We start from the raw sequence: 12277 nt of genomic DNA, 5'->3' as shown, positions 1-12277 counted from the left end.
CCCCGCGGTTACACGTCCCGCTTCTCCAACACGGCGAACGCGCCGGCGAACGCGGCGGCCACCAGGCCCAGCATGATCCACAGCGGGTCCCAGCCGGACGGGGCGGAGGCGCCGAGTTCGGCACCGTAGAAGACGCCGAGCTGGCTCGGGATCGAGTAGTTGAGCAGGAACTCCTGCACGTCCCGCAGCGACTCCGCGAACATGAAGATCGCGATGACCAGCGGCGCGAGGAACACACCCAGCATGATGGTGATCGCGCCCGCCGAGTGGCGGATCAGCGAGCCGATCAGCAGCGACAGCAGGCCGAACAGCGCCAGGAACAGACTCACGCCGACGGTCGCCTTGAGCCACTGCTCGCCGGTCGGGTCCGCCGCTTTGGTGCCCTCCAGGATGGCCACCTGGAGGAAGGCGACGAGCGAGGTGGTCACCAGGGTGATGGTGAACGCGAGGGCGAAGAACACGATCGCCTTGGCGGTCAGCACCCGGCTGCGGCTCGGGCACGCGGTCAGCGTGGTCCGGATCATGCCGGTGCCGTACTCGGAGGCGGTGGTCAGCACGCCGAGCGTGATGAGGCAGACGCTGCCGAGCATCACACCGAACAGGCCGAGCCCGAGGGGGGACTCACCCTCCAGGTTCATGTCCGCGGACGCGGCGATGACGGCGAACAGCAGACCGAGGCCGAGCAGCAGGAAGACGAAGACACCCAGGGTCCACATCGTCGAGCGCACGGACTTGATCTTCGTCCACTCGGAGACGATCGCGTGCCCGAGGTGTGTGCGCACCACCGGGATCGGCGAGGTGTACGACGTGCCCGGCGCGCCCTGCCAGGGGGCGGCGGCCGGCTGCTGCGGGGCGAGTTGCGGCTGGGGCGTGCTCATCGGGCGTCCTCGGACTTGGTCAGATCGGCGGCGGGCGCGGGCGCGGCGGCCGGCGCGGCAGGGGCGGCGGCCGGCTGCGCGGGAGCCGGTGCGGCGGGCGTGGCGGCCGGCTGGGCCGGGGCCTGGGGCGCGGCCTGGGCGTACGGGTTCGGCTGCGGCGCGCCCGGAGCCGGGGCCCCGTACGGGCCGGCCGGCGGTTGGCCCTGCGGGGGCGCGAACTGCTGGCCGCCCTGCTGCGGCGCCGGCGGCGCGTACCAGCCGGGCTGGCCCTGGCCCGGAACCGGCATCGGCGGCTGCGCGCCGGGCGGCAGGGGCTGCTGGAGCCCGGCCTTCTGGTCGATCGTCGAGCGGTAGTCGACGGCGCCCTGCGTCATCCGCATGTACGCCTCCTCCAGCGACGCCTGGTGCGGGGACAGCTCCCACAGGCGTACGTCGGCGCCGTGCGCGAGGTCGCTGATACGGGGCAGCGGCAGGCCCATGACCCGCAGCGCGCCGTCCTGCTCGGGCAGCACCTGGCCGCCGGCCTCGGTCAGCGCCGTCGTCAGCTTCTCGCGCAGCTGCGGCTCGGTGTCCGGGGTCCGGACCCGCGCGAAGTCGGCGGAGTTCGCCGAGATGAAGTCCTTGACGCTCATGTCGGAGAGCAGCTGGCCGCGCCCGATCACGATCAGGTGGTCGGCGGTCAGCGCCATCTCGCTCATCAGGTGCGAGGACACGAAGACCGTACGGCCCTCCGCGGCGAGCGCCTTCATCAGGTTGCGCACCCAGAGGATGCCCTCGGGGTCGAGGCCGTTGACCGGCTCGTCGAAGAGCAGCACCTGGGGGTCGCCGAGCAGGGCGGCGGCGATGCCGAGCCGCTGGCCCATGCCGAGGGAGAAGCCCTTGGAGCGCTTCTTGGCCACGTCCTGGAGGCCGACCACACCGAGCACCTCGTCCACCCGGCGGGCCGGGATGCCCGACAGCTGGGCCAGGGACAGCAGGTGGTTGCGGGCGGACCGGCCGCCGTGCACCGCCTTGGCGTCGAGCAGGGCACCGACCTGGCGGGCGGCGTTCGGCAGCTTGCGGTACGGGTAGCCGCCGATCGTCACCTGCCCGGAGGTGGGGTTGTCCAGGCCGAGGATCATGCGCATCGTCGTCGACTTGCCGGAGCCGTTGGGCCCCAGGAAGCCGGTGACGGCCCCCGGCCGCACCTGGAAGGAAAGGTTGTACACGGCTGTCTTCGCGCCATAGCGCTTAGTCAGGCCGACTGCCTCGATCATGCTCCGCACCCATCGAACGGTTCAGGACGTCTCGTCTCAGGACGTCGGGGCGCACGCCCCCGTAAGGGTTAGGAGCTTATCCGGGCCTTGACGGTTCCGCTCAAGAGTAAGTAAAACCGCGCAGGTCACACGGTCGCCGACTTGGCATGTACGTATCGCCTGGTCAGGCGTCGGTCACGCGTCGCGCTTCTTGAGCGACAGGAATCCGCCGAGCACGGCCGCCAGCACCCACAGCGCCATGATCCCGAGGCCGCCCCAGGGCCCGTACGGGGTGTCGTCGTCCACCGGGGTGACCACCCGCATGATGCTGCTGCCGGCCTGGTCGGGCAGATAGCGGCCGACCTTCTCGGTGGCGGCGACGTTGCCCAGGATGTTGGAGATCAGGAAGAAGAACGGCATCAGGATGCCGAGCGACAGCATCGGGCCGCGGAGCATCGCCGCGACCCCCATGGAGAACACCGCGATCAGCGTCATGTAGAGCCCGCCGCCGACGACCGCGCGCAGCACGCCCGGATCACCGATGTCGGCCCGGTGCTCCCCGAGCATCGCCTGTCCGAGGAAGAACGTCACAAAGCTGGTCGCGAGTCCCACTCCGAACGCGAGTACGGTCGCCACCGTTAGTTTGCCGAAGAGGAACGTGCCCCGCTGCGGCACCGCCGCCAGAGAGGTGCGGATCATCCCGGTGCTGTACTCGTTCGACACCACCAGCACCCCGAACACGATCATCGCCAGCTGACCGAGGCTCATCCCCGCGAAACTCACGAACGTCGGATCGAAGGAGAGCCGCTCCGCACGGCTCAGGTTGTCGAACTCGTTCCGGGACAGCAGCGAGATGAGGATGCCGAGCGCGACGGTGACGACCACCGCGAGGGACAGCGTCCACACCGTGGACGCCACCGACCGGATCTTGGTCCACTCCGACCGGACGACCTGTGCCGCGGCCATGCTCAGCCCTCTCCCTTCCAGCCCTCGCCCCACGCCGGGGCCGCGGGGGCGGCCCCGGCCTGGGAGTGGGCGTGGTACTCCACCGACTCGGCCGTCAGCCGCATGAACGCCTCCTCCAGCGAGGCCTGCTGCGGGCTCAGCTCGTGCAGGACGACCCGGTGCCGGGCCGCCAGCTCCCCGATGTGCTCGGCCTTGCCGCCGTCCACCTCGAACGCGCCGTCACCCGTCCGCACGACGGTGATCCCGGCCGCCGCCAGCACATCGGACAACTGCTCGGGCTGCGGGGTGCGGACGCGCACGTACGCGCGGGAGTTCCGCTGGATGAAGTCGGCCATGGAGGTGTCGGCGAGCAGCCGCCCCTGCCCGATCACGACCAGGTGCTCGGCGGTCAGGGCCATCTCGCTCATCAGGTGGGACGACACGAACACCGTCCGGCCCTCGGCGGCCAGCGACTTCATCAGGGTGCGGATCCAGTGGATGCCCTCGGGGTCGAGTCCGTTGACCGGCTCGTCGAACATCAAAATCCGCGGGTCGCCGAGGAGGGCGCCCGCGATGCCGAGCCGCTGGCCCATGCCGAGGGAGAAGCCCTTCGCCTTCTTCCGTGCGACCGGGGTGAGCCCCACCGTGTCCAGCACCTCGTGCACCCGCGCCCGGGGGATCCCGTTGCTCTGCGCGAGGCACAGCAGATGGTTGAACGCGCTCCGCCCGCCGTGCACGGCCTTGGCGTCGAGCAGCGCGCCGATGTACGTCAGCGGATCCTTGAGCCGGTCGTAGTGCGTGCCGTCGATCCGCACGTCCCCCGCGGTCGGCCGGTCGAGTCCGAGGATCATCCGCATCGTCGTCGACTTCCCCGCCCCGTTCGGGCCGAGAAAGCCCGTCACCATGCCGGGCCTGACCGCGAAGGAGAGGTTGTTGACGGCCACCTTCTCCCCGTACCGCTTGGTCAGCCCCTCGAGCTCGATCATGCGGCCACGCTAGGACGGGTCCGGGACACCTGCCACCGGGGCACCCCCACACCGAAGACCCACCCAGGACACACCGAAGGGCCCGCACCCCCCGTAGGGGACGCGGGCCCTCAAGAACCCACGGCCGACGCCGTCACACAGCGGTGTTACCGGGTCTGCTGCGCCGGAACACCCCGGGAGATCGGCTCGTCGTCGGTCACCGGCGTGCCCGCCGCGGCGACGGCCGCACCCGTGAGCGTCGCCAGCATCTCGCGCACGTTCGTCAGCTGGGCGTTGATGGAGTCGCGGCGGTTGGTGAGCGCCGCCAGCTCGCGCTCGGATTCCGAACGGATCCGGTCGGCCTTGGCGTTCGCGTCCGCGACGATGTCCTCGGCCTGACGCTGCGCGGTCTCCACCGTCTGGCGGGCGCGGCGCTCGGCGTCGGTGCGCAGCTTCTCCGCCTCCAGACGGAGCTGCTCCGCGCGGTGCTCGATCTCCGCGAGGCGCTTCTCGGCCTTCTGCTGGCGCGAGGCCAGGTCACGCTCGGACTGCTCACGCCGCTTGGCGAGGTTCGTCTCGAAGTCGGCGGCGGCCTGGGCGGCCTTGGCGCGGGTCTCCTCGAAGAGGGCGTCCGCCTCCTCGCGCTTCGACTGCGCGTCCTTCTGCGCCTCGGCACGCAGCTGCGAAGCGTCGCTCTTGGCCTTCTCGACGATCCGGACGCCCTCGTCCTCCGCCTTGGCCTTGCGCTCCGCGGCGAACGACTCGGCGTCGTTGCGCACCTGCTGGGCCGCCGACTCGGCGAGCTCGCGGTGCTGCTCGGCGGCGCGGCGGGCCTCCTCGCGCAGGTCCTTCGCCTCCTCCTCGGCGAGGCGGAGGATCTTCTCGACGCGGGCGCCGAGACCGGCGTAGGACGGCTCGGCGTCGGTGACCGCGGCCTGGGCGTTCTGCGTCTCGAGGTGGAGCTCCTCGATGCGCTTCTCGAGGGCGGTGATGCGGGCGAGAGCGGAGTCACGGTCGGAGACGAGCTTGGAGATACGTTCGTCCACCTGAGCGCGGTCGTATCCACGCCGCACAAGCTCGAAGCCGTAGGGGGAAGTGTCGCTCATGGGGTTCCTGTCGAATGAGACCGGTGAGGTGATAGGTGGAATCCTAGGGGGCGAAGCGGCGTGTCATCGAGCGGATGCACGTTTGATCTGGAGAATGACACCCCTTTTGAGTGGCCGACCATCGGAATACTTGCCAGAACCTTTGCATCAAGGCCCTGGCGAGCACAGGAAGGACACAAATGAGTGTCTGGTGGCCGAGCGGTGCGGGACCATACCCGCAACAGCCCGACTCCGCTAGCCGTCTGACGACTTGCCACTCGATCGGGTAGCACCCGCCGTGGCACCCGCCTTGACTCCACCGTCCTTGCCGCCCGACGGGGCCTCAAAAGACTCCAACGCCTCCAGGACGTCCTGGACACGGGAGATCTCCGCATTGATGTCCTCGCGGCGCCGGACCAGCACCTCGAGTTCCCGCTTGCCCTCCTCGACCGTACGGCGGGCCTCGCGGATCGCCTCGGCCTTCAGTTCCTCGGCCTCACGGACGAGCGTCGACTTCTTCTGCTCCGCCTCCTTCAGAAGACCCTCGGCCTTCTTCACGGCGGCGATACGCACCTTGCCCGCCTCGGAGTTCGCCTCGGAAACGATCTCCTTGGCCTTCGTCTGCGCCTTCTCCAACTGCTCCTCGGCGGCCTTGATCAGCGCGTCGCAACGATCGCCGGCGGATTTCATCGTCTCGGCCGACTCACGGCGGGCGCGCTCGTGCAGCGCCTCGATCTCCGACGTGATCCGCTCGCGCAGTTCCTCCGCCCGCTCCCTTATGGCGGTCGCGTCCCGGCGCGCGCCGACCAGCAGCTCGTCGGCGTCCTGACGGGCCTTCTCCACCGTGGTGTTGCCCTCGACGGTGGCCGTGGAGAGCAGCCGGTCCGCCTCCGTGCGGGCCGCGCCCACCATGGAGTCGGCCTGCGCCTCGGCGTCCGCGGTGGTCTTCAGCGCCTGCTTCTGCGCCTCAGCGAGCAGCTTGTCGGCCTCCGCCGCGGTCTCCGTGATGAGCGTGTCGACCTGCTCGGCGGCCTCCGAGCGCCGCTTGTTGGCGTCCTTGCGGGCCTCGTCGAGTGTGCGGTCGGCCTCGTCGCGGGCGGCCGACGTGAGCCGCTCGGCCTCGGCCTCCGCCTCGGACCTGACCCGCTCGGCGTCCTGCCGGACCCGCTCCGCGTGCTGCCGCGCGGAACCGACCGTCTCCGCTGCCTCGGCCCGCAGCCGCTCCGCCTCGTCGGTCGCGTCGGAGATCAGCTGCTCGGCCTGGGCGACGGACTCCGCCCGGACCCGCTCGGCCTCCTCGTTGGTCTCCCGCGTCAGCCGCTCCGCCTCGGCGGTCACCTCGGTGATGAGGGTGTCGGCCTGCGTCGCCGCGTCCGACCGGATGCGGTTGGCGTCCTCACGGGCCTCGGCGCGGGTGCGTGTGGCGTCCTGGTCGGCCCGCGCGATGGTGTCCGAGGCCTCCGTACGGACCCGCTGGGCGTGCTCGGACGCCTCCGAACGCACCCGCTCCGCCTCGGCGATCGCCTCCGCGACCGTGCGCTCCGCGAGCGACTTCGCCGCGTCCGTCTCCTCACGGGCCTCACGGCGCACCCGGTTGGCGTCGTCGGTGGCCCGCTCCCGCTCCGCGTAGGCGTCGGCGCGGACGCGGTCCGCCTCCTCCTCGGCCTCCCGGCGCGTACGGTCCGCCGCGTGCTCCGCCGCGTTGCGCAGCCCGGCGATCTCCTCCTGGGCCTGCTCGTGCAGCCCGGCGACGGAGTCCCGCACCTGCTGGGCGTGCTGCTCGGCGGCCGACACCATCTCCGTGGCCCGCCGCTCGGCCTCCTCGACCAGCCGTACGGCCTCGGTCTCGGCCTCCTCCACGCGCTTGCGCGCCGAGGCCAGCAGCTCCTCGCTCTGCTCGCGGGCCCGCCGGCGCTCCTGGTCCGCCTCCTGGCGGGCCGAGCCGAGCAGTTCCTCGGCCTCGCGGCGGCGCCGGGCGGCCTCCTCCTGCGCGGCGGCCAGCGTCTCCGACGCCTCCGCGGCGAGCCGCTCCGCGGCGGCCTGCGCCTCCGCCCGCACCCGGTCCGCGGTGTCCTGCGCCTCCGACTTCAGCCGCTCCGCCTCGGCCGCGGCCTCCGACCGCAGACGCACGGCGACGGCCTCGCCCTCGGCCCGCGAGGTGGACGCGTCCGCCGCGGCCTCGTCCCGCAGCCGCTCGGCCTCGGCCTCGGCCTGCGCCTGGAGCGTACGGATGCGCTCGGCGGCCTCGGTGCGCAGCCGGTCGGCCTCCTCGGCGGCCTCGCGGCGGATCCGCTCGGCCTCCGCGCGGGCGTCGGTGAGCGCCTCCTCGGCGGAGGTGAGCCGCTGCTCGGCGTCCGTGTGCAGCCGCGCCAGCCCCTCGGCGGCCTCCGCCTCACGGGTCGCGATGCCCCGCTCGGCCTCCTCGCGCAGCTCACGGACGGCGCGCTCGGCGTCGGCCTTCAGCTCCTCGGACTGCTCCTCGGCCTCGGCGCGGTGCCGCTCGGCCTCCTTGCGGGTGCGCTCCAGCGTCTCCTCGGCCTGGCGGCGCAGCGCCGAGGCGCGCTCGATGGCCTCGGTGCGGACCTTCTCGCTGTCCGCGGTGGCCGTCTGCCGCAGCTCGTCCGCGTCCGCCTTCGCCTTGGAGAGCAGCTCCTCGGCGGTCTTCGCCGCCTCCTCGATCTGCTGGACGGCCTCACGGCGGGCCTCGGACCGGATCCGCTCGCCCTCCGCGACCGCGTCGGCCCGCAGCTGCTCGGCCTCGCCGCGCAGCCGGCGGGCCTCCTCCTGCAACTCGACGGTCTTGGCGCGGTACTCCTTGGTGTCGTCCTTCGCCGCGCCCTTGAGCTCCTCGGCGAGGTCGTGCGCCTCGGCCCGCAGCCGGTCCGCCTCGGCCTCGGCCTCCTTGCGGATCCGGTCGGCCTCCTCGGAGGCGGCCTTCGTGGTCCTGCGGGCGTCCTCGGACGCCTTGTTCAGCACGTCCTCGGCGGTCTTGGCCGTCTTGGCGAGCTGGGAGGCGGACTCCTCCGCGGTGAGCGAGCGGGCCTTCTCGGCCGCCTCCGCGAGCAGCTTCTCCGCCTCGGCCTTGGCGTCCGCGACGACTTCCTCGGCGGCCGCCTTGGTGGCCTCGGCGTCCTTCGTGGCCTCCTCGACCAGCCGGGCGACCTGCTCCTTGGCCGTACGGGTGCGCTGCTCGTTGGTGGACTCGGCGGTGGAGAGGGCCTTGGCCGCGTTCTCCTTGGCCTCGGTGACCAGCTTCTCCGCCTCGGCCCGCGCCTCGCGCAGCGCCGTCTCCGCCTCCGACATCCGCTGCTCGGCGGCCCGGCTCAGCTCGGCGGCCTGGCGGCGGGCGCTGTCCGACTCGGTGGCGGAGGAGGAGCGCAGCTGCTCGGCGTGCTCGGTGGCCTCCTGGGCCTGTGTGGACGCCGCGTTCAGCAGCCGCTCGGCCTCGGCGCGGGCGCGGCGCAGGATCTGGTCGGCCTCCGAGCGGGCGGCCTCGGAGTCGCTCTGGAGTCGCTGGCGGGCCTCGTTGGTGAGCCGCTCGGCCTCGGCGCGGGCGGCGGCCAGCGCCTGCTCGGCCTCGGCGCGGGACTCGTCGACGAGCCGGCGGGCCTGCTGCTCGGAGCGGGCCCGCAGCTGCTCGGCCCACGCCACGTTCTCGTTGACGTGGGACTCGACGGTCTGGCGGCGCTCGGACAGCTCCTGGTCGAGCTGCTGGCGGCGGGTCACCGCCTCCTGGTGCAGCTCCGCCTGGAGGCGCGCGGCCTGCTCGGCGTGCTCCTGGAGGATCCGCTGGGTCTGCGCCCGGGCCTGGCTCAGCTCGCGCTCGGCGTCGGCGCGCAGCTGGTCGGCCTGCATCTGGGCCTGGCGCAGCATCTGCTCCGCCTGGTACCCGAGGTCGGCGCCGTCGTAGGCGGGCCGGGACATGAGGGTGCGGCGCGCCTCGTGCAGCTTGGCGCGCAGCACCTCGACCTGGTAGCCGAGGTCCTCGGCGTGCTGGATCGCCTTCTCCCGCTCGGTCTTCAGCCGATCCATCTCGGCCTCGAACCGAGAGAGGTGGTCGACGTCAGCCGCCGGCTCTCGCTCCTGGCGTTCGTAGCCCCGCACTGCGCGGTCCCATCCGTCCCCTGGTCGCAACCTCTGGCAAACGAGCTCCGTCCAACCGGCGAACGGGGCCCCCGGGGAATGGTGTCAGATCAACGGCGGAGCACGGGCTGCCGCCCTCACCCTCGTCCCCCGAAACCTGGACCCCGGCCCATGAGTCCCGTCGTCGGAAGGCGGCAGGACCCGGGCCGTCGCCCGGTGAAGGGGACGGCCGCCCCCAACCCTACCGGCCCATATGTACGGGGGTCAGTGCTCAGGTGACTCAACCGGCGCCGAAGTGACCAGTTCTGTCAGTACTCCATGACAATCCTTCGGATGCAGGAACGTGATCCGTGACCCCATGGAACCGCGTCGCGGCTCCTCGTACAGGACGCGTACGCCCTTGTCCTTGATCGAGGCGGCGTCGGCGTCCACGTCCGCCGTACCGAAGGCGATGTGGTGGACCCCCTCGCCGTTCTTCGCCAGCCACTTGGCGACGGTGGAGTCCTCGCGGGTCGGCTCCAGGAGTTGCAGGTAGGAGGCACCGCCGTCGTCCGTGCTGTTGATCTTCAGCATGGCCTCGCGCACGCCCTGCTCCTCGTTGACCTCGGAGTGGAACACCTCGAAGCCGTAGGTGGCACGGTAGAACTCGACGGTCTTGTCCAGGTCGAAACAGGCGATCCCGATGTGGTCGATTCGCGTCAGCATGGTGTCAGTGCAGCGCTCCTCGCGCCGTTACGCAACGTGCCAGCGATCACACTCACCGCCGGGTGACGGCACGGAGTGCCACTCAGTACATTCGAAGTAAACCCTCGTTCACTCCTCGGCCGTGCAGGCTGGAAGGGGATCGCACCTCATGACTGGAACGAACGGCAGGACCTCGGTGATCGTCGCGGGCGCGCGTACGCCCATGGGGCGGTTGCTCGGTTCGCTGAAGTCCTTCTCCGGAGCCGACCTCGGCGGCTTCGCGATCAAGGCCGCCCTCGACCGTGCGGGGATCGGTGGCGACCAGGTGCAGTACGTGATCATGGGCCAGGTGCTCCAGGCCGGGGCAGGGCAGATCCCGGCACGCCAGGCCGCCGTCAAGGCGGGCATCCCGATGAACGTGCCCGCCCTCACCATCAACAAGGTGTGTCTGTCGGGTCTGGACGCCATCGCCCTCGCCGACCAGCTGATCCGCGCCGGCGAGTTCGACGTGGTCGTCGCCGGTGGCCAGGAGTCCATGACCAACGCCCCGCACCTGCTGCCGAAGTCCCGTGAGGGCTACAAGTACGGGGCGATCCAGATGCTCGACGCGATGGCGTACGACGGGCTGACGGACTCCTTCGAGGGGATCGCCATGGGCGAGTCCACCGAGAAGCACAACACCCGGCTCGGCATCCTCCGGCCGGAGCAGGACGAGTTCTCCGCCCTGTCCCACCAGCGGGCGGCCGCCGCGCAGAAGAACGGGATCTTCGATGCGGAGATCACCCCCGTGGAGATCCCGCAGCGCAAGGGCGAGCCGGTCGTCTTCAGCCAGGACGAGGGCATCCGGGGCGAGACCACCACGGAGTCGCTGGGCAGGCTGCGCCCGGCGTTCGCCAAGGACGGCACGATCACCGCGGGCTCGGCCTCGCAGATCTCCGACGGTGCCGCGGCCGTGGTCGTGATGAGCAAGGAGAAGGCCGAGGAGCTGGGCCTCCAGTGGCTCGCCGAGATCGGCGCCCACGGGAACGTGGCGGGGCCGGACAACTCGCTGCAGTCGCAGCCGTCCAACGCGATCCAGCACGCCCTGAAGAAGGACGGCCTGGATGTGGCGGACCTCGACCTCATCGAGATCAACGAGGCCTTCGCGGCGGTCGCCGTCCAGTCAATGAAGGACCTCGGGGTGTCCCCGGAAAAGGTGAATGTCAACGGCGGGGCCATCGCCCTCGGTCACCCGATCGGCATGTCCGGCGCCCGTCTCGTCCTCCACCTCGCGCTGGAACTGAGGCGGCGCGGCGGCGGCGTCGGCGCGGCCGCCCTGTGTGGCGGCGGCGGTCAGGGTGACGCGCTGATCGTGCGGGTACCCAAGGCCTGAGGCCTTCCCCTCCCAGGTGTACGTGGCTGTTCGGAACGGAGCTGTGATGCAGGACGTCCCCACGCTGGTGGCCCAGGCCAGGGAAGGGCGGCCGCGTGCCGTCGCCCGGCTGATCTCCCTGGTGGAGGGGGCGTCCCCGCAACTGCGCGAGGTGATGGCGGCGCTGGCCCCGCTGACCGGCGGGGCGTACGTCGTCGGTCTGACCGGATCGCCCGGCGTGGGCAAGTCCACGTCCACGTCGGCGCTGGTCACCGCGTACCGGAAGGCCGGCAAGCGGGTCGGCGTCCTGGCGGTGGACCCGTCCTCGCCGTTCTCCGGGGGCGCGCTGCTCGGCGACCGTGTCCGGATGTCGGAGCACGCCTCCGACCCCGGTGTCTACATCCGCTCCATGGCGACCCGCGGCCATCTCGGCGGCCTCGCCTGGGCGGCGCCGCAGGCGATCCGCGTCCTCGACGCGGCGGGCTGCGACGTGGTGCTGGTCGAGACGGTCGGGGTCGGCCAGTCGGAGGTGGAGATCGCCTCCCAGGCCGACACGTCCGTGGTGCTGCTGGCGCCCGGCATGGGCGACGGCATCCAGGCGGCCAAGGCCGGGATCCTGGAGATCGGTGACGTCTACGTCGTCAACAAGGCCGACCGGGACGGCGCCGACGCGACCGCGCGCGAGCTGAACCACATGCTCGGGCTGGGCGAGACGCGGGGCCCCGGGGACTGGCGGCCGCCGATCGTCAAGACGGTCGCGGCGCGGAGCGAGGGCGTCGACGAGGTCGTCGAGGCGCTGGAGAAGCACCGGGCGTGGATGGAGGAGCGCGGGGTGCTCGCGGAGCGGCGGCGGGCCCGGGCCGCGCGCGAGGTCGAGACGATCGCGGTGACCGCGCTGCGGGAGCGGATCGGGGACCTCCACGGAGACCGCCGCCTGTCCGCTCTCGCGGAGAGGATCGTGGAGGGGGAGCTGGACCCCTACCGGGCGGCCGACGAACTGGTCGCCGGCCTGACGGAGGGCGCCTCATAGTTCGGGGGTGCGCCTGTTGTT

General features: G+C 71.8%; 9 protein-coding genes. 2 read left to right on the top strand and 7 right to left on the bottom strand.

Annotation, left to right across the window (positions count from 1 at the left end):
- Positions 1-8 precede the first annotated feature (8 nt).
- The 7 genes from SMA5143A_RS33445 to mce all read right to left on the bottom strand — a co-directional run bounded on the left by SMA5143A_RS33445 (position 9) and on the right by mce (position 9896).
- Positions 9-878, bottom strand: coding sequence for an ABC transporter permease subunit (locus SMA5143A_RS33445; RefSeq protein ID WP_107466604.1), 870 nt, complete (start codon positions 876-878; stop codon positions 9-11).
- A complete protein-coding gene (locus SMA5143A_RS33440) occupies positions 875-2134 on the bottom strand; it encodes an ABC transporter ATP-binding protein (RefSeq protein ID WP_107466603.1) in 1260 nt (419 codons plus the stop codon). The genes SMA5143A_RS33445 and SMA5143A_RS33440 overlap by 4 nt, the downstream gene beginning before the upstream one ends.
- Before the next feature lie 174 nt (positions 2135-2308).
- A complete protein-coding gene (locus tag SMA5143A_RS33435; protein WP_107466602.1) occupies positions 2309-3079 on the bottom strand; it encodes an ABC transporter permease in 771 nt (256 codons plus the stop codon).
- A gap of 2 nt (positions 3080-3081) precedes the next feature.
- Positions 3082-4044: an ATP-binding cassette domain-containing protein gene (locus SMA5143A_RS33430; protein ID WP_107466601.1), complete on the bottom strand. Its 963-nt coding sequence runs from the start codon at positions 4042-4044 to the stop codon at positions 3082-3084.
- A gap of 146 nt (positions 4045-4190) precedes the next feature.
- Positions 4191-5129: a hypothetical protein gene (locus tag SMA5143A_RS33425; RefSeq protein ID WP_055540376.1), complete on the bottom strand. Its 939-nt coding sequence runs from the start codon at positions 5127-5129 to the stop codon at positions 4191-4193.
- Between the two features lie 234 nt (positions 5130-5363).
- Positions 5364-9212, bottom strand: coding sequence for a polarized growth protein Scy (scy, locus tag SMA5143A_RS33420; RefSeq protein ID WP_107466600.1), 3849 nt, complete (start codon positions 9210-9212; stop codon positions 5364-5366).
- A 243-nt stretch (positions 9213-9455) separates the two neighbouring features.
- Positions 9456-9896, bottom strand: a complete 441-nt coding sequence (mce, locus tag SMA5143A_RS33415) for a methylmalonyl-CoA epimerase (RefSeq protein ID WP_055717368.1) — start codon at positions 9894-9896, stop codon at positions 9456-9458.
- A 148-nt stretch (positions 9897-10044) separates the two neighbouring features.
- On the opposite strand from mce, the gene SMA5143A_RS33410 reads away from it, so the two are divergent.
- Together SMA5143A_RS33410 and meaB are read left to right on the top strand one after the other, a co-directional pair.
- Positions 10045-11247: an acetyl-CoA C-acetyltransferase gene (locus SMA5143A_RS33410; RefSeq protein ID WP_107466599.1), complete on the top strand. Its 1203-nt coding sequence runs from the start codon at positions 10045-10047 to the stop codon at positions 11245-11247.
- 46 nt (positions 11248-11293) lie between these two features.
- A complete protein-coding gene (gene meaB / locus SMA5143A_RS33405) occupies positions 11294-12256 on the top strand; it encodes a methylmalonyl Co-A mutase-associated GTPase MeaB (RefSeq protein WP_107466598.1) in 963 nt (320 codons plus the stop codon).
- The last annotated feature ends 21 nt before the right edge of the window (positions 12257-12277 follow it).

The sequence above is a fragment of the Streptomyces sp. MA5143a genome (assembly GCF_900290235.1).
In the GTDB taxonomy this organism is placed as follows: domain Bacteria; phylum Actinomycetota; class Actinomycetes; order Streptomycetales; family Streptomycetaceae; genus Streptomyces.
This window is presented reverse-complemented; position numbering and strand designations above follow the sequence as displayed.

Excerpts from the sequence above, each read along its gene's own strand:
- SMA5143A_RS33445 (WP_107466604.1), bottom strand. The coding sequence starts at position 878 with ATGAGCACGCCCCAGCCGCAACTCGCCCCGCAGCAGCCGGCCGCCGCC.
- SMA5143A_RS33440 (WP_107466603.1), bottom strand. The coding sequence starts at position 2,134 with ATGATCGAGGCAGTCGGCCTGACTAAGCGCTATGGCGCGAAGACAGCC.
- SMA5143A_RS33435 (WP_107466602.1), bottom strand. The coding sequence starts at position 3,079 with ATGGCCGCGGCACAGGTCGTCCGGTCGGAGTGGACCAAGATCCGGTCG.
- SMA5143A_RS33430 (WP_107466601.1), bottom strand. The coding sequence starts at position 4,044 with ATGATCGAGCTCGAGGGGCTGACCAAGCGGTACGGGGAGAAGGTGGCC.
- SMA5143A_RS33425 (WP_055540376.1), bottom strand. The coding sequence starts at position 5,129 with ATGAGCGACACTTCCCCCTACGGCTTCGAGCTTGTGCGGCGTGGATAC.
- mce (WP_055717368.1), bottom strand. The coding sequence starts at position 9,896 with ATGCTGACGCGAATCGACCACATCGGGATCGCCTGTTTCGACCTGGAC.
- SMA5143A_RS33410 (WP_107466599.1), top strand. The coding sequence starts at position 10,045 with ATGACTGGAACGAACGGCAGGACCTCGGTGATCGTCGCGGGCGCGCGT.
- meaB (WP_107466598.1), top strand. The coding sequence starts at position 11,294 with ATGCAGGACGTCCCCACGCTGGTGGCCCAGGCCAGGGAAGGGCGGCCG.